The sequence below is a fragment of the Nitrospirillum guaranorum genome, assembly GCF_034653275.1.
Lineage (GTDB): Bacteria > Pseudomonadota > Alphaproteobacteria > Azospirillales > Azospirillaceae > Nitrospirillum.
The window spans coordinates 1,015,258-1,032,647 of the sequence record NZ_JAYEES010000004.1 but is presented as its reverse complement, the minus strand read 5'-3'; the positions used below and the strand labels follow the sequence as shown (position 1 = coordinate 1,032,647).

The following is a 17,390-nucleotide window of genomic DNA, read 5'->3' as shown; positions in this document are numbered from 1 at the left end:
CGGACAGGGAACCGGTGTCATCGCCGGTTCGGGCGCACGCTAGGGCGATGGTTAATCGTCCCTGCCGCTGGCGCTGGGTTCCAGGGCCGGGCGGTCGTCGCCGATGAAACGTTGGCGCAGGGCGGCCCAGGCCGGGGGCCCTTCGCGCACGATGCGGTCGAGGACCGTCTGGGCGCCGGCCGGGTCGCCGTCCACGCAGGCTTGGTGCAGGTCGCGGCCCAGGCGCTGCAACCGGCGCAGGCCGACATTGCCGGCGGTGGAGACCAGGTCATGCGCCTCGCCTTGGATGGCGCCCAGGTCGGCGCGGGGATCCAAGGCCCGCAAGCGGTCGATGCGGGCCATGCCATGATCGGCGAAACCGCGCACCAGGCTTTGAAAGGCGGCGGGGGGCACCGCGGCGCCCAGGCCGGATAGCACGCCGGGATCGAAGGCGGGCTCCAGCCGTTCGGCCGGTTCCGGCGGGCCGGCCGTGGCGGCGCCGGCGGCGTCGGGCGGGGGTGGGGCCGGCTGCCCCGCCCAATGCTCCACCTTGTGCAGGAACTGCTCCTGATCAAAGGGCTTGGACACATAATCGTTCATGCCCGCCGCCAGATATTCCTCACGCATGCCCACCATGGCGTTGGCCGTCATGGCGATGATGGGCACCCGGGCGCAGGGTCCGCCGGCGCGGATGGCGCGGGTGGCGGCCACACCGTCCATCACCGGCATCTGCACATCCATCAGGATCAGGTGGTAGGCCCGGTCGGCGCAGCGGGCCACGGCCCGTTCCCCATCCATGGCGTCGTCGACCGTATAGCCTTCCCGCTCCAGCATGATGCGTGCGATGGCGCGGTTGGTTTCATTGTCATCGACCAACAGGATGGTGTGCCCCTCACCGGGATGGGCGGCGACAGGCGGCGCCTTGCGTCCCGTCGTGGCGGCCGCCCGCGTCCTGCCCCGGGCGACGGCACCTGAGCGGCCGGCACGGCGGCCGCTGGCGGGGACGTCCGGCTGCACCAGGCGCGTCAGCAGGTCCTTCAGCGTGGCCAGGCGCACGGGCTTGGTCAGCACGCCATCGAACAGGCCCTTCATCTCCCCCAGCTCGCCACCGACGGAGGTGACCAGCACCATCTTCACCCCGGCGTAGGCCGGGTCCTGGCGGATTTGGGCGGCGAAGGCCAGGCCGTCCATGATGGGCATGGCCTGGTCGACGAAGATGACGTCGAAGGCCCGGCCCGCCTGGGTGGCCAACTCCAGTTGGCGCAGGGCCGCGTTGCCGCCCGAGGTCGTCACGCAATCGATGGCCAGCCGGTTCAGGTGGCTTTCCATCACCGCCAGATTCAGGGGCAGGTCATCCACCACCAGGGCGGTCCGGCCCTTCAGCACGGGCGCGCGGCCGCTACGGCCCTTGGCCGACACCACCTCCAGCGGGATGGCGAAGCTGAAGGTGGCGCCCTGGCCCGGGCTGCTGGTCACGACGATGTCGCCGCCCATCAGGCGCACCAGCTGGTGGGAAATGGCCAGGCCCAGGCCGGTGCCGCCGAACTTGCGGTTGATGGAGGTGTCGGCCTGGGTGAACTTCTGGAACAGGCGGGACTGCTGGTCTTCCGTCATGCCGGGGCCGGTGTCGGTGACGGAGAATTGCAGCAGGCGGCTTTTCTTGTCGGCACCCTTGGGCGCCACGGGCATGACCTTGATGCCCACCCGGCCCGTGGCGGTGAACTTCACGGCGTTGCCTGCCAGGTTCAGCAGGATCTGGCGCAGTCGGGTGGGGTCGCCGCGATAGATGCCGGCGGCCTTGGCATCGACCAGGCCGGTCAGGTCCAGCTTCTTTTCCTGCGCGCGGGTGGCCAGGATGGCGACCACGCCGTCCACCACCTCGCCCACGTCGAACTCCAGCATCTCCAACTCGACCTTGCCGGCCTCCAGCTTCGAGATGTCCAGGATGTTGTTGATGATGTTCAGCAACGCTTCGGCGCTGTCATAGATGGTCTCGGCGTAGGTCCGCTGGTCATAGGTCAGGTCGGTTTCCAGCAGGATCTGGGTCATGCCCATGACGCCGTTCATGGGGGTGCGGATTTCGTGGCTCATGTTGGCCAGGAATTCCGACTTGGCCTGGTTGGCCGCCTCGGCCGCGTGGCGGGAACGTTCCAGGTCGTCGGCCAGGGCCACCAGTTCACTGGCCTGGGCCTCCAGCCGGCTGTTGACCTCGGTCATCATCTCCAGGTGGCGCCGCCGTTCCGTCACGTCGCGGGAGGAGGCGACGAAGCGCGCGCCCTCCACGGGGTCGGTGATCAGGCGGGCCACCGTTTCCAGCCAAACGGCGGTGCCGTCGGCCCGGAGGACCCGGAACTGGTAAGTGATGGGCTCGCCGTTCGGGGCCGCCAGCAGGCGGCGCTGGGCGTCGGCCAGGACGGGGATGTCCGCGGGCTCCGTGAACTCCACCGTGCGCCGGCCCATCACCTGGTCCAGCCGCCAGCCCAGAACCCGTTCCACCGAGGGCGACATGTACAGGCAGCGGCCGTCGAGGGCGTGCAGGGCCACGATGTCGGTGGCGTTGTCGGCCAGCAGGCGGAAGCGCTGCTCGCTTTCAGCCAGGGCGGCGGCGCGCCTCTTCTCCGCCGTGATGTCGGACAGGGTGACGGCCAGCCCCTTTTCCCAAGGGACGGCGGAAACCGACAGCCAGGTGCCTTCGCCCTCCAGCCCGTCCTCCTGGGGATTCAGATGCTCGAACGTCTCGGTGGCGTTCTGGCTGACGATGCGGGCATAGCGATCGAACAGGCCGCCCCCCAGGGCGCCGGGCAGTTCCTCCCGCAGGCGCTTGCCCACCAGGTAGGCGGCCGGCTGGCCGATCAAGCGTTCCGCCGCCCGGTTCACCAGCGCGAAGCGGAAGTCGATGACGGCGCCGGTCGTGGGGTCGCGCACCGCCGCCAGGGCGAGGATGCTGTCCAGCGAGCTGTTCATGACGCTGTCCAGAAGGGTGCGCTGCGCCTGCAGGTCGATGCGCGCGCTTTCCAGCTCCGCCACCTTGGCGGCCAGGGCATGGGTCGCCTTGACCTCGGCGGTGCGGTCGCGGCCGGAGCCGCGGAAGCCCAGGAAGGTCCCGTCCCCACCAAAGCGGGGGACGCCGCTGATGGCAATGTGCCGCGTGTTCCCCTGGTGATCCAGCGCGGCGTAGGTCAGCTCGCGGAAGGGCTGGCGGGCGGCCAGGAAGGCCTCATACCGGGCGATGGACGGTTCGTTGGGGTTGGCTGACACTTCCCGCCGGGTACGCCCCAGCATGTCCGCGGGATCCAGGCCTATGGTGGTGATGCCCTGCGACATGGTGGAGATGCGCCCGGTCTCGTCCGTTTCCCAGAACCAGTCGCTGGAAATCTCGGTCAGGTCGCGAAAGCGGGCCTCCCGCGCCGTCAGTTCCTGGTCCTGCCAGTCGATGGCCTCGGCCATGATGTTGAAGGCGTTGGCCAGTTGCCCCAGTTCGCCGGCGCCGGCGGGAACGTTGGCGCGGGTGGTCTTGTCGCCGGCGCCCAGGCGGTCCACCGCCTTTTGCAGGGACGCCAGCCAACGCAGCACCGTGCCGCTCAAGGTCGCCCAGGCCAGGCTCATGGTCGCAACGGTCACGGCGAGGGCCAACAGGGTGACGTGTTCGGAATCGCGGTCCACCTTGGACACCACGGCGGCGCGGTCGAATCCGATGATCACCCGCATGCCGGTGGCGGGCAGGACGGCGCTGCCAATCAGCTTTTCCCGCCCGTCGAGGCCGACGGCGCTGCCGCTGCCCTGATCCCGCTCCAGGGCGAACCGGATGGTGGGGATGTCGGCCATCTTCTTGCCGATGGCTTCCGGCATGGCGGGCAGGCGGGCCATCACGGTGCCTTCCTTGTCCACCATCAGGAAGGTCATGTCGTCCTCGAGGAGGATCTTGCTGTTGTGTTCGACCCAATCCAGGTTCACGCCGGCGAGCACCAGCCGGTCCACGTCGCCGTTGGACGCCAGGATGGGATAGGCCAAGCCGATGATGGGCTTGGCGGCGGCCCGGCTCAGCAGGAAGCCGCTGACGGTGGGCTTGCCGCTGCGCACGGCCTCCTGCAGGAAGGCGCGGTCGGCATAGTTGGGCCAGGGCTGGGGCAGGGATGAGCAGACCAGCCGGCCGTCGCGGGTGGCGACGTGGATGTTGGCTAGCCAAGGCTGGGCATCCTTCATGATGGCGGCGTCGTCGTTACAGGCGTCAGGCGGCAGCCGCGCGGAATGCGTGGCGAAGCTGGCCGTCAGGGCGCGGACCTGGTCCAGCAGGCGCTGCTGGCTGTTGGCCGCCAGGCGGGCGAAGGACAGGGCTGTGGCTTGCACGCCCGCCACCGCTTCATCCCGGCGCTGCTGAATGTTCCAAGCGAGCAGGAGGATGAAAGGCAGGACCGACAACAGTAGAAACAACAGCAGACGGTGCCGCAAGCCGAACCGCATGCCTCTCCCCCGCTCGGAAGCGCCACCATGGTCGGCGTCGCCATCCCCACCAATCAAGCAACCAAATCCCGCGAAATCGACGGGAAATAGGGGGTAGTTCCGGCCCCGGCTCCAATTCTATCCCCATTCGGGGCCGCTAGGTGAAATCCATAAGGGTATCTCGTCCGCTGGCTGTGGGTGCCGGCCAGGACCACCGAACCAGGCCCCAAACACGCGAACGGCCCCGGCGCCGCCAAGCGCCGGGGCCGTTCAGGCCCGTCTGGACAGGCTATCCTACAACCGGCCGATCAGGATGAGGACAAGCACGATGACGATCAGCGTGCCCAGGCCGCCCGCCGGGTAGTAGCCCCAGTTGACGCTGTGCGGCCAGGTGGGCAGAGCGCCGATCAGGAACAGTATTAGAATGATCAGGATGATGGTTCCAAGGTTCATAGCGGCCTCTCTCCAGAATTCGAAGGCATTCGGATGATGGAAATTCATTGTGACAAAAACATGTTTTTAAAGTCCCGTCGGCATGAAAAACTGTCTATTCGCGAAAGAAAAGCGGCCTACATAACCCGCGCCATAATGCCTAAGCGCCCGGATGTATCCCGTACTACCAAGTTGGCGCGTAAGTAAAAGAGAGGGCATAGGCGGTTGGTCATATTGGGGTGTGGTGTGGCCATGGTGGTGCTGACGAAATAAATAATGTCCTTCTTTTCCAATCGCCTACTTCATTTTCCAACGATAATTGCCGCATGATCCACATAAGCACGCCACATTCCCGCCATAAGGCGTGTCGAACATTGACTGGCTATTGACGGATCAACTCTTGGGAAATCGCCTGCCCATATTGGAACAGGCGTCCCGAGTGGCACTTCAACCCCAAGTGAGGAAGACCACCATGAACAAGAACCGTATCGAGGGTAATGCCAAGATCGCCGGTGGCGCCGTGAAGGAAGCGGCCGGCAAGGTCATCGGTGACGACAAGATGGCGGCGGAGGGCAAGGCCAAGAAGGTCGAAGGTCACGCCCAGAACGCCGCCGGCAAGATTCAGGACGCCGGCAAGGCCTTGAAGGACACCGCCAAGAAGGCCCTGGACTGATAGGGCGGCGGTGGTCTGCCGTTGTGCCCGCCGCTGGACCGGTGACGGCGTGAACGCCGTCACCCCCCGCATCGCGGCGGGGTCCCTGACCTTATTGGCGAGTGCCTTGAAACAGCAAAGGGAACGGCCCGCGCGGCCGTTCCCGTCCACCATCCCCGCCGGCTGGACCCTCAGCGGCGATGGCTTGGCCGGTACGCCCGGCCGGCCCAATAACGGAGTGACCATGATGCCTGTGTCACATATCTCGGCGGCGGCCAAGCCGTCCCTGCAGTCCCGAGTCATTCCCGCCGCCCTGTCGGCCCTGATGGTTTTCGGCGCCATGACCGCGACCGCGCCGCACGCGCTGGCCGCCGTCGCCGCGCATGGCACCGACCAGAGCAACCTGGTGGAACGTGCCCGCGTCACCGTCGACGACCTGCGCAAGGACAAGGAATTCGGCAACGCCCGTGAGCTGATGAAGCGCGCCAAGGGCGTGCTGATCGTGCCGCAGCTGATCAAGGGCGGTTTCTTCGTGGGCGGCGAGGGCGGCGACGCCGTGCTGCTGACCCGCGGCCCCAACGGCGAGTTCAGCTATCCCGCCTTCTACACCCTGGGCTCGGCCTCCTTCGGCCTGCAGATCGGCGTGGAGCAGGCGGAACTGGTCCTGTTCATCATGAGCGACAAGGCCCTGTCGTCCGTCTTGCAGGATGAATTTAAAATCGGCGCCCAGGCCGGCTTGGCCGTTGTGACCTTGGGGTCCACCGCCGAGGCCGCCACCGGCACCTCGATGAGTGGCGACATCATCGTCTGGTCCTCGGCCAGCGGTGCCTATGCCGGCCTGACGCTCAACGGCTCGGTCCTGAAGCCGCGCGACAGCTGGAACGAGGCCTATTACGGCAAGCCGGAATCGGTGTCGGCCATCGTCTCGGCCCGCAGCGTCAAGAATGCCGACGCCGACGGCCTGCGCAAGAACCTGGCCACCATACGCTGACGGTTCTTCACCGGAAGGGGAGGGGTGGCGTTCCATCCCTTCCCATCCCGACGTACCCGTATCGCGTCGGGATATGTCCGCCGCCAGGGGTTGGCGCGTTCGGTCTAGGCGGAATGTTGGTCAGTAATGGTGTCGCCTCAAAGCTTAGACAAAACATTATATACTATGAACAACCGACTAATTTTATTGATAAAGATATAGCAAACAATTTCTGCGCAACGCTCCTTATGCGGAGTTTGTTTATTAGGCGTCGGAGAAAATAATATCATCCCGACATGGCAATCATTCAAGGAGAGGAGCAGACCATGATCCCGCCCACGGTTCCCCCCAGCGTCCCCCCGCCGCCACCGAGCATTCCGTCAAGGTGTTGAACGACCTGATCGAGAAGACCCTGGACAGCGCCCTCGGCTATAAGGACGCTGCGGAAGAGGCCACCAACGACAGCTTCAAGACGCTGTTCGCCACCCGCGCGCGCCAGCGCCGGCAGCTGACCACCGCCCTGCAGGCCGAAGTGATCAGCCTGGGCGGCCAGCCGGAAACCGACGGCACGGTGCTGGGCGCCGCCCGCCGCATGTTCGTCAATCTGAAGAACGCCGTCACCGGCAGCGACCAGAGCGTCGTCGCCGCCGTCGAGGCGGGCGAGGACGACATCAAGTCCAGTTTCGAGAAGGCGCTGCAGGGCGACCTGCCCATGCCGGCCCGCGAGGTGGTCGCCACCTGCTACGACAGCATCAAGGCCGACCATGACCAGATGAGCACCCTGAAGCACGCGTTGGAACGGCGCTGACCGGCGGCGTGTGACGCCAAATCCGGCGGGCCCCTTACCTGAGCGGGGCCCGCCAATCTGAGGGGGGGCCGATACGCAACGGATCGACACCCCCGATCAACGAAGGAGAAGGACGATGAAGAGCGAAACCATCGACGCCGCCGCCACCGCCGCCCGTACCGTGCGCGATGCCGCGCGGGAGGACGCCGACCACCTGTCCAACGCCATCAAGGCCGAGGCCAGCGACCTTTACAAGACGCTGGCGGCCAAGGGTGAGGCGGCGGCCAAGGCCGTGGGCACCCAGGTGGAGGCGCAGCCCATCACCAGCCTGCTGCTGGCCTTCTCCGCCGGGTTCATCGCCAGCCGCCTGCTGTCCCGCTGAAGCGGGACGGGCGAGGCTGGATCGTAAGCGCCGCATAAGGGGGACCGGTGATGGAAGGCTGGACCAAGCTGGCCGTTATGGCCTTGTCGCAACTGGGGGTCATCCCCTTTGGTCCGGTGCACCGGTCCTCTCCGGCGCCGCTGGTCGACGGTGTCGTCACCGTCGTCATCACCGGCGTGCTCGCCATGTTGGCGGTGATCGCGGCGGTGGGCCTGCTCTGCGCCGCGCTGTGGGCCGGGCTGGAACCGCAGATGGGCCCTGTCTGGACACCCGCGCTGGTGGCGCTGGCCCTGATCGTGCTGTGCCTGGTGCTGCTGGTGGTGATGCGGCTGCTGGTCAGCCGGCGTGAGCCGCCGGCGCCACCGGCGGTGCATCCCGCCTTAGATTTGGACCCCGAGGTGCTGCTGACCGAAGCCCAGCGCCTGGTGGTCAAACACAAGGTGCCGGCCCTGCTGGCCGCCGTGGTGGCCGGATTGGTTGTCGGAAGCCCCGGCAGCCGGCCGGTCCGCAAGTGAGTGCAACCCCTAGCCCATCAAGGAGGGCCACGATGACTACCAAACTCCGCGCGCTTGTTCTTTTGTCCATGCTGGGCATGGGGGCGCTGGTCAGCGCCTGCCATACCACCGAGGGCGCCGGCGAGGATATCTCCGCCACCGGTCACGCCATCAGCAAGGAGGCCCGCAAGGACACCCCGTGATCGGGGCGTTCCCGTGCAGCCAAAGGAAAAACACCCGCCCGCGACACCGCCGGCGGGTGTTTTTCTGCCTGCCTCAGCGATAGCGCCGGTGGGCCTCCAGCGTCAGGCCCAGGCCTACGGAGCCGAACTTGTCGCCCTCGACCACCCGGGCCTCCGGCAGTTCCGCCAGGATGCTCGCGCGCACGTTGGGCAGCAGGGTGGAGCCGCCGGTCAGGAACACGGCGTCGATCTTGTCCCGCGTCAGGCCGCTGTCGCCCAGCGCCTTGCGAATCATGGCGGCGATGCCGTCGGTCAGCGGCGTGGTCGCGGTGGCGAAGCCGGGCACGGTGAAGGGGATCGTCAGTCCGCGCTCGATGAAGTCGAACGGGATGTCCACCACCATGTCGGAACCACCCGGGTCGGAACCGCCCGGCCCAGGGGCGTTCATTTGGGCCGCCGTGGCGCTGAGGCGGATCTTGGTGCGCTCCACCGTCATGGCGACGCGGTGGCCCAGATGCTCCTCCACCACATGGATCAGGCGGCCGATCAGGTCGGGCTTGGCGGACTCGCGCAGCACCTGGCGCAGCTCCGCCATCACCTTGGGGGCGTAGAGGAAGTTGATCTTGGACCAGGTGGCCAGGTCGTTGAAATAGCTGTTGGGCGCCAGCAGGCCGGCGCGCTTCATGGGCGATTGATAGCCCAGGTGCGGCATGACGCCGTGCAGCGACAGCAGGCGGTCGAAGTCGGTGCCGCCGATGCGCACGCCGGTGCTGGCCAGGATGTCCTGGCCCCGGTCGGCGGCCTCCCGCCGGTCCGGCCCGATGCGCACGATGGAAAAGTCCGAGGTGCCGCCGCCGATGTCGGCGATCAGCGCGATCTCCTCCGCGTTCACCTGGCGCTCGTAATCCAGGGCGGCGGCGATGGGCTCGAACTGGAAGGAGATGTCGGTGTAGCCGATGTCGCGCGCGATCTCCGCCAGGGCCGTTTCCGCCCGGCGGTCGGCCGCGTCGTCGCCGTCCACGAAATGAACGGGGCGGCCGTGGACCACCTGGGTCAGGGGGCGGCCGGCCTGCTCCTCCGCCCGGCGCTTGATCTCCGTCAGCAGGGTCTTCAGCACGTCGCGGAAGCTGATGCGCCGCCGGTCCAGCTGGGTTTCCATGTCGATCAGGTCGGTCCCCAGCACCGACTTCAGCGAGCGCATCAGCCGGCCGTCGGCCCCCTCGGCATAGATCTGGATGGCGGCGCGGCCGAACTCCGCGCGCTTGGCGGCGAAGTCGAAGAACAGCGCGCTGGGCAGGGTGGTCTCTTCCCCCTCCAGGGGCAGCAGGCGGGCCTGGCCATCCTCGACGACGCCCAGGGTGCTGTTCGACGTTCCAAAGTCCAGGCCGCAATAGCCCATGGTGCGCGCTCCAACGACGGCCGAAAGGATCGGGTTTTTGAATGGGGGCGCGGTTTGTAACGGAAATAGCCGGGCGCGGCTACAGAAAATGGACTCATCCATTTTCACTCAAGCGCCGGGCGTCCGCATCCACAGGCCTCACGCTGGTGGGGCGGTGGACTCGCGGACCACAAGGCTGTGGTCGAACACCTTCTTCAGATAGCTGCCCACCTGGCCGGCGGTGCGGTCGATGATGAAGCGGGCGGCGGCGGCGCCCATTTCCATCACCGGTTGGCGCACGGTGGTCAGCGGCGGGCAGACGACGCTGGCGGCCGGCAGGTCATCGATGCCGGCCACCGACAGGGCGCCGGGCACGGGAATACCCATCTTGTACGCCACGGACAGGACGGCCATGGCCATGCTGTCGTTGGCGGCGAAGATGGCGGTGGGGCGCCGCTTTTGCTCCAGCAGCGCGCGGGCGGCCGGCAGGCCGCTGTCGAAGGTGAACAGGCCCGGCTGGATCAGGTGTTCAGGGATGGGGCCGCCGTCGAACAGGGCGTCGCGATAGCCGGCCTCACGCTGGGCCGCCGCCGCGTGCTTGGGATGGCCCTGGATGAAGCCGATGTCTCGGTGCCCCTGGTCCATCAAGTGGCGCGTCATCTGGAACGCCGCCTGGTAATTGTCGATGTCGACACCCCAGCCCCATTTCTCCTCGGCGCTGCCGTCCAGGGTGGGGGAGATGCGCACGCAGGTCACGCCGCGCCGCGCCAGCAGGGACAGCAGCTGCGGATCGTCGCACAAGGGCGGGATCAGGATGACGCCGTCGACGCGCAGGGTGGATACCAGGGTTTCCGCCAGGGCGGAGAAATCGGACGTGCCGGCGTCGATGTATTCCGTCAGCAGGTGGTACCCGCCGGCGCGGCAGGCCTGGATGGCGCCCAGCTGCAGTTCCGTGACGTACAGCATGGCATTGTCCGACACCCCGCCGGAGGAGACCAGGGCGATCAGGAAGCTGCGCGACCCCGACAGGGCCCGGGCCGACAGGCTGGGCGTGTAGTTCAGGCTGCGCGCCGCCTCCATCACCCGGGCGCGCGTCTCCGCGCTGGCCTTGGGTTCCCCGTTCAGGACGCGGGACACCGTCTTTATGGAGACGTTGGCCACGCGGGCGACATCGTAAATGGTGGCCTTGCTCAACGCCCCGAAACTCCAACCAGACCGCTGCCCCGTGCCGTTCCGGAGGTTTTGCCCAGCCTCCCGAAAGCGGCGGGATCATAGCATTGGCGGACGGCAATGATAGTGCGTGAAACCGGCGGCGGCGGGCCGCCGTGGAGGCCGGCGGCGGAAAGGGCGTGTCCCTGCCGGCGGTTTTTCAGAAACCCTCTTGCGCGGGGTTGTTCTGGATGATAACAAAATAGGGCCAACGAGGCCTCCTTATTTTTTCGACGCCAGGGACAGCGCTGTCATTCAGCCCCTAGGTCGAAGGACAACAACAAGGCGGGGCCCAACAAACGGGAGAGACGATCATGCGTGACGCTTGCGCGTTCCAGGACCGGGCCATCCGGTAAGCCGGCCGCCCTTTTAAAAACATCATCGGATATGAGCCATCGCGCCCCCGCCGGGCGGTGGTGAACGGTGGGCCTTTGCCCGGAGCCGCCACCCCGCGCCGCCGACAACGCGATGAAAGCCTGCCGGCTCGTGCGCCCGCTTGGGTGCGGCCTGGCCCCCTGGATGACGGGGGCCGGGGCAGGGATCGCTCATCCTCAAGGCAGGCCCCGAAGAGGCTCGGCACAGAGGCTGGGGCCCTGCCTTCACGACGACAAGAATAAAGAAGCAGAATGGGAGAATTGGGAGAGATGCGTACCCACACCCTGCTGGCCGCCACCGCGCTGGCCAGCCTGATCGCCAGCCCCGGTCTGGCCCAGACCGCCGCCCCGCAAAGCGCCCCCCAGGGCGCGCAAGCCGCGTCCCAGCAACTGGAGGACATCGTCGTCACCGCCGAGCGCCGGCAGGAAACGACGCAGAAGACGCCCATCGCCATCACCGCCTTTTCCGGCGACACCCTGCAGCAGCGCGGCGTTTCCAGTTCCACCGACCTGAACAACATGGTTCCCGGCCTGGCCGTGGGCAACAACGGCAGCGGGTCCGTCCAGATCGCCATCCGCGGCATCGGCAGCACCAACGATACCGAGGTGGGCGACCCCGCCGTGGCCTTCAACGTCGATGGCGTCTACATGGCCCGGTCCCGCGCCGCCATCGGCGCCCTCTACGACATCGACCGCATCGAGGTGCTGCGCGGGCCCCAGGGCACGCTGTACGGCCGCAACGCCACGGCGGGCAGCATCAACGTCATCACCAAGCGGCCCACCGACAAGTTCGAAGGCAACGCGTCGCTGGACTACGGCAACTACGACAACCTGCAGACCTCGGGCATGTTGAACGTGCCGCTGAGCCATACCCTGGCCGTGCGCGCCGCCTTCCAGACCAGCCGGCACGACGGCTACACCAACAACGGCCGATCCAGCAATTTCAATGACGAGGATACGCAGGCCGGCCGCCTGCAAGTCCAGCTGACACCCAGCGAGACGTTCAAGGCCCTGCTGTCGGTGGACATCTTCCATGAAGGTGGCGTGGGTTACGCCTCCGCCCCCATCGGCCAGTACGCCAAGTTCGGGTCGCCTTACACCTATCCGGTGTCGGCGGACGGCAGCCTGAACCACACCAACAAGGGCGTGTCGCTGACCACGGACTGGGACCTGGGCTTCGCCACCCTGACCTATGTCGGCGCCTATCGCGAGGATACCGACCGCACCCATGGTGGCTCCACGCAAAGCGCCACCTGCGCCGCCCCCTCCGGCGCTCTCTGCGCCTCCACCATCTTCCGGTCGGATGAGGACCAGATGTCGCACGAACTGCGCCTGGCCAACAGCGACGGGCCACTGAAGTGGGTGACGGGCCTTTATTACTTCAAGGAGAACAACGACGTCCTGTTCGCGCTGGACCCCATCGCCGGCATCACCTCGCTGGCGTTCGTCCAGCCGGTGGTGAAGGAGGAGTCCAAGGCCGCCTTCGCCCAGGCCACCTACAGCCTCACCGACAGCCTGCGGGTGACGGGCGGCCTGCGCTATACCGAGGACAACAAGTCCCGCACCGGCGCCACCGAGGCCTTCGGCCACATTGTCGGCAACACCTATGTCGGCGGCTCCCCCCTTTATCTCAACGACGCGGATCTGACCTGGCACTCCACCAACTGGAAGGTGGGGGCGGAGTACGACCTGGCGCCGGACAGCCTGCTCTACGCTTCCGTCGGCACGGGCTACAAGGCCGGCGGCTATGGCGATGGCCAGCCGCCCAACAACAACCCCTACCAGCCGGAGAAGCTGACGGCCTATGAGGTCGGTGTGAAGAACCAGTTCATGGACAAGAAGCTGCAGTTGAACCTGACGGGCTTTTACTATGACTACCGGGACTTCCAGGTCAGCGCCATCGGCCAGGTGGCGGGCCAGGCGTCCACCGTCACGGTCAACGCCGGCACGGCCGAGGTCTACGGCGTGGAGGTTGAGGGGGCGGCCCTGCTGACCCAAAGCGACCGGGTGGACGGCAGCGTCTCCTACATCCATGCCCGCTACACCGACTTCGTCCTGGCCACGGGCGACGTCTTCCACCCCAACAGCGCCGCCGTCTACACCGGCAACACGTTGGCCAAGTCACCGGAATGGACCATCAACCTGGGCTACCAGCACATGTGGGACCTGGCGTCGGGCGCCATGATCACGGCGCGCCTCGACAGCGTTTATGTCGGCGACCAGAACCTGGACTACCGCAACTTCGCCGTCACGGAGCAGAAGGCCTACACCAAGACCAACCTGTCGCTGGCCTATGACGACGCCGACCGGCGCTGGCGGGTCATGGCCTATGTCCGCAACCTGGAGAACAACGCCGTGCTGGTCGTGGCCAACCCCGACACCAACGGGTCGGGCAACCGCCTGGCCGGCAGCGGTTCCTACGCCCCGCCCCGCACCTACGGCGTGAGGGTGTCCGCCAACTTCTAACCCGCTTCCTCCGAGGCCAGTCGCCTCACTTCCCCTGGCGTGCCGCAGGAACCTCCTTCCCCGGCGGCACGCCTCTTTTTCCATTTCGCCCCACCCGGATGAAAAGCCCATGCCTTCGCCGCGCCGCCGCCTGACCGCCTTGGTGACCTTGAGCCTGCTGCTGACCGCCCCGGCCCTGGGTGCCGGGCAGGGCGGCGGGCCGCCGCAACCGGTGCTGGGCAGCCGGGTGAAGCCCCTGCTGACGGTGGATGGGCTGTCCTTCCGCGACCTGAACGGCAACGGCAAGCTCGACCCTTATGAGGACTGGCGCCTGCCGGTCGACGCCCGCGTGGCCGACCTGCTGAGCCGCATGACGGTGGCGGAGAAGGCCGGGACCCTGCTGCACGGCACCGTGCCGCCGGAGGGCGGCTTCACCTTCGCCACCATGCGCGGGCCGTACGACTTCCCGCTGGCCACCCGCATGATCCGGGACCTGGGCATCACCACGCTGATCACCCGCCAGGCGACGCCGCCGCAACAGTTGGCGGAGCAGGACAACCGCCTGCAGGCGGTGGCGGAGGGTGGGCGCCTGGGCATCCCGGTGACGCTCAGCACCGACCCGCGCAATCATTTCCAGGTGACCGCGGGTGCCAGCCAGCTGTCGGCCGGTTTCTCGCAATGGCCGGAGACGCTGGGCCTGGGCGCCATCGGCGATCCCGCCCTGGTGCGCCGCTTCGCCGACATCGCCCGCCAGGAATACCGGGCGGTGGGCATCCACCAGACCCTGTCGCCCCAGGCCGACGTGGCGACGGAGCCGCGCTGGTCCCGCATCAACGGCACCTTCGGCGAGGATCCCGCCTTGGACGGACGCCTGGTCCAGGCCTATGTCGAGGGCTTCCAGGGTGGGGATGACGGCCCCGGCGTCACCGGCGTTTCGGCGGTGGTCAAGCACTGGGTGGGCTACGGCGCGGCGGCGGAGGGCTTCGACAGCCACAACAGCTACGGTCGCTATTCCCTGGTGCGGCCGGCCAATTTCGACCTGCACGTCCTGCCCTTCAAGGGGGCTTTCGCCGCCCATGTGGCCGGTGTCATGCCGACATATTCCATCCTGAAGGAGATGGTGGTGGACGGTAAGCCGGTGGAGCAGGTGGGCGCGGGCTTCAACCACTGGCTCCTGACCGACCTGTTGCGCGGCACCTACGGCTACCGGGGCATCATCCTGTCCGACTGGGCCATCGCCAACGATTGCAACGCCGTCTGCCGCAACGGCTTCCCCGCCGGTGAGCGCCCCACCTTCAAGGATTTCTCCACCGCCTGGGGGGTGGAGGATCTGTCCACCCCGGCGCGCTTCGCCAGGGGGCTGGAGGCGGGGCTGGACCAGTTCGGCGGCGTGGATGACCCCGCCCCCCTACTGGCGGCGGTGACGCAGGGGCTGGTGACGGAGGCGCGGCTGGACCAGTCGGTGCGCCGCATCCTGGCCCTGAAGTTCCAGCAGGGCCTGTTCGAAAACCCTTATGTGGATGCCGAGGCCGCCGCCAAGGTGGTGGGCACGCCACAGTTCCTGGCCGAGGGGCTGGCCGCCCAGTCCCGCTCCATGGTGTTGCTGGAGGCCGGCAAGGGCCCGCTGGCCCTCAAGGGCCGCAAGGTCTACCTGCGCGGCGTGTCGGCCGAGGCCGCCAAGGCCGCCGGCCTGACGGTGGTGGACGATCCCAAGCAGGCGGAGGTGGCCCTTCTGCGCCTGTCCGCGCCCTTCCAGACCCTGCACCCCGCCTACACCTTCGGCAGTCTGCAGCATGAGGGCGACCTGGGCTTCCATGACGGCAACGCGGATTACGAGGCGCTGAAGGCCGTGGCCGCCGCCAAGGTGCCGGCGGTGGTCAGCGTCTACCTGGACCGGCCGGCCATCCTGACCAACATCCGCGACAAGGCCGCCCGCCTCTACGTCGACTTCGGCGTCAGCGATCAGGCCTTCCTGGACGTGGTGACCGGCAAGGTGGCGGCGCAGGGCCGCCTGCCGCTGGAGTTGCCGCGCAGCATGGCGGCGGTGGCGGCCCAGGCCTCCGACCTGCCGCATGACAGCAAGGACCCGCTGTACAAGATCGGCGCCGGGGGCGATGCCGGGACCAAGGCGGAGATGCCGCGATGATGAGTTGGCGGGAGCTGGCGGCCGCTGCGGACCGCCTGTTGACGGCCCGCCTGCCAGCCGACAGCGTCAACACCTTCGTCGTTCCGGGGAGGTTGTTGTGAAGGTCCTGTCGCTTGCCCTGCTCATCGCCCTGCTGCCTTGGGCGGCCCATGCCGCGCCCAAGCCCCGCGTCTTCGTCCTGACGGACATCGCCAACGAGCCGGATGACGAGGAATCTTTCGTCCGGTTCCTGCTGTACACCGATCAGATGGACGTGGCCGGCGTGGCGGCCACCACGTCCACCTGGCTTCGGGACCAGGTGCATCCCGAACGGCTGCGGGAACGCATCGCCGCCTATGGCCAGGTATTGCCCAACCTGCGCGCCCACGATCCGGCCTATCCCGAGGCGGCCGCGCTGATGGCCCGCGTCACGGCGGGCCCCGCGCTCTACGGTTTGGCCGGTGTGGGCGAGGGGCACGACAGCGCCGCCTCCGACGCGCTGATCGCGGCCGTGGACGATCCCGATCCCCGGCCGCTGTGGGTCACCATCTGGGGCGGCGCCAACGTGCTGGCCCAGGCGCTGTACCATGTGGGCGCCACCCGCACGCCCGACCAGGTGGCGGCCTTCGTTTCCCGGCTGCGGGTCTATGCCATTTCCGACCAGGACGACAGCGGCCCCTGGATCAGGACGCGCCATCCCCGGCTGTTCTGGATCGGCAGCATCCATGCCTTCAGCCACTACTCCACCGCCACCTGGACCGGCATTTCCGGGGAGGGGTTCTATCAGTTCGCCGGACCGGACGGCACCTCCGTCTCGCATGAATGGCTGGACGCTCATATCCGCAAGGGGCCCCTGGGTAGCCTCTATCCCCAGTGGAAATACATCATGGAAGGCGACACCCCGTCCTTCCTGTACCTGGTCGCCAACGGTCTGAACGCGCCGGACCATCCCGATTACGGTGGCTGGGGCGGACGGTATGGCCAGGCCGCCGACGGGCTGGGCCTGCATACCGACGTCGTCGACACGGTCGTCGGCGCCGATGGTCAGCCCCACCGCAGTGCCCAGGCCACCATCTGGCGCTGGCGCGAAGCCTACCAGAACGATTTCGCCGCCCGCATCGGCTGGACCCTGACGGCGGATCGCGCCCAGGCCGTCCATCCGCCGCGGGTGGTGGTGAAGGGGCAGGGGATCGACGATCAGGGCGGTGACGATCCCATCGTGGTGACGCTGAGGCCGGGGGCCAGCCTGAGCCTGGACGCCGGCGCCTCCGTCAGTCCGGATGGCGGTCCGCTGACCTTCCGCTGGTGGCAGTACAAGGAACCCAGCACCTGGCAGGACGCCCTGGTGGTGGTGCCGGACCTGGCCATCCAGGGCGCGAACGGGCCCAAGGCCGTCATCACCGCGCCCACGGCACCGCCCCTCCTGCCGGGGCCGCAGCGCCTGCACCTGATCCTGGAGGTCACCGGCGGCGGCGCGCTGCCGCTGACCCGCTACCGCCGCGTCATCGTCGACGTGGCACCGCCATGACCTTCTTTCCTTA

General features: G+C 67.6%; 13 protein-coding genes. 9 read left to right on the top strand and 4 right to left on the bottom strand.

Going from position 1 to position 17,390, the window contains the following annotated elements:
• Positions 1-51: 51 nt before the first annotated feature.
• Positions 52-4,440 (bottom strand): response regulator, encoded by a 4,389-nt coding sequence (locus tag UAJ10_RS26305; RefSeq protein ID WP_322918294.1) that lies wholly within the window; start codon positions 4,438-4,440, stop codon positions 52-54.
• A gap of 273 nt (positions 4,441-4,713) precedes the next feature.
• Positions 4,714-4,872 carry a DUF3309 family protein gene (locus tag UAJ10_RS26300; protein ID WP_040843864.1) on the bottom strand — a complete coding sequence of 53 codons (159 nt, stop codon included), beginning with the start codon at positions 4,870-4,872 and terminating at the stop codon, positions 4,714-4,716.
• Positions 4,873-5,323: 451 nt separating this feature from the next.
• Between UAJ10_RS26300 and UAJ10_RS26295 the strand changes: the two genes are divergently transcribed.
• The 6 genes from UAJ10_RS26295 to UAJ10_RS26270 all read left to right on the top strand — a co-directional run bounded on the left by UAJ10_RS26295 (position 5,324) and on the right by UAJ10_RS26270 (position 8,339).
• Complete coding sequence (locus UAJ10_RS26295; protein ID WP_322918293.1) at positions 5,324-5,524, top strand: CsbD family protein; 201 nt, start codon at positions 5,324-5,326, stop codon at positions 5,522-5,524.
• 226 nt (positions 5,525-5,750) lie between these two features.
• Complete coding sequence (locus UAJ10_RS26290) at positions 5,751-6,494, top strand: lipid-binding SYLF domain-containing protein (protein WP_322918292.1); 744 nt, start codon at positions 5,751-5,753, stop codon at positions 6,492-6,494.
• 364 nt (positions 6,495-6,858) lie between these two features.
• A complete protein-coding gene (locus UAJ10_RS26285; RefSeq protein WP_322918291.1) occupies positions 6,859-7,281 on the top strand; it encodes a ferritin-like domain-containing protein in 423 nt (140 codons plus the stop codon).
• A 115-nt stretch (positions 7,282-7,396) separates the two neighbouring features.
• Positions 7,397-7,642, top strand: coding sequence for a hypothetical protein (locus tag UAJ10_RS26280; protein WP_040843868.1), 246 nt, complete (start codon positions 7,397-7,399; stop codon positions 7,640-7,642).
• A 50-nt stretch (positions 7,643-7,692) separates the two neighbouring features.
• Positions 7,693-8,157, top strand: coding sequence for a hypothetical protein (locus tag UAJ10_RS26275; protein ID WP_322918290.1), 465 nt, complete (start codon positions 7,693-7,695; stop codon positions 8,155-8,157).
• A gap of 32 nt (positions 8,158-8,189) precedes the next feature.
• Positions 8,190-8,339, top strand: a complete 150-nt coding sequence (locus tag UAJ10_RS26270; protein WP_145614969.1) for an entericidin A/B family lipoprotein — start codon at positions 8,190-8,192, stop codon at positions 8,337-8,339.
• Positions 8,340-8,412: 73 nt separating this feature from the next.
• Here UAJ10_RS26270 and UAJ10_RS26265 read toward each other — a convergent pair whose 3' ends face one another.
• Both UAJ10_RS26265 and UAJ10_RS26260 read right to left on the bottom strand, forming a co-directional pair.
• Positions 8,413-9,717: an Hsp70 family protein gene (locus UAJ10_RS26265; protein WP_322918289.1), complete on the bottom strand. Its 1,305-nt coding sequence runs from the start codon at positions 9,715-9,717 to the stop codon at positions 8,413-8,415.
• Between the two features lie 138 nt (positions 9,718-9,855).
• Entirely contained in the window at positions 9,856-10,890 is a 1,035-nt protein-coding gene (locus tag UAJ10_RS26260; protein ID WP_322918288.1) for a LacI family DNA-binding transcriptional regulator, read from the bottom strand.
• 659 nt (positions 10,891-11,549) lie between these two features.
• On the opposite strand from UAJ10_RS26260, the gene UAJ10_RS26255 reads away from it, so the two are divergent.
• The 3 genes from UAJ10_RS26255 (at position 11,550) to UAJ10_RS26245 (ending at position 17,377) form a co-directional block, all read left to right on the top strand.
• Positions 11,550-13,745 carry a TonB-dependent receptor gene (locus UAJ10_RS26255; protein ID WP_322918287.1) on the top strand — a complete coding sequence of 732 codons (2,196 nt, stop codon included), beginning with the start codon at positions 11,550-11,552 and terminating at the stop codon, positions 13,743-13,745.
• A 109-nt stretch (positions 13,746-13,854) separates the two neighbouring features.
• Positions 13,855-15,870 (top strand): glycoside hydrolase family 3 protein, encoded by a 2,016-nt coding sequence (locus UAJ10_RS26250; protein ID WP_322918285.1) that lies wholly within the window; start codon positions 13,855-13,857, stop codon positions 15,868-15,870.
• 97 nt (positions 15,871-15,967) lie between these two features.
• Positions 15,968-17,377: a DUF1593 domain-containing protein gene (locus tag UAJ10_RS26245; RefSeq protein ID WP_322918283.1), complete on the top strand. Its 1,410-nt coding sequence runs from the start codon at positions 15,968-15,970 to the stop codon at positions 17,375-17,377.
• Positions 17,378-17,390 lie beyond the last annotated feature (13 nt).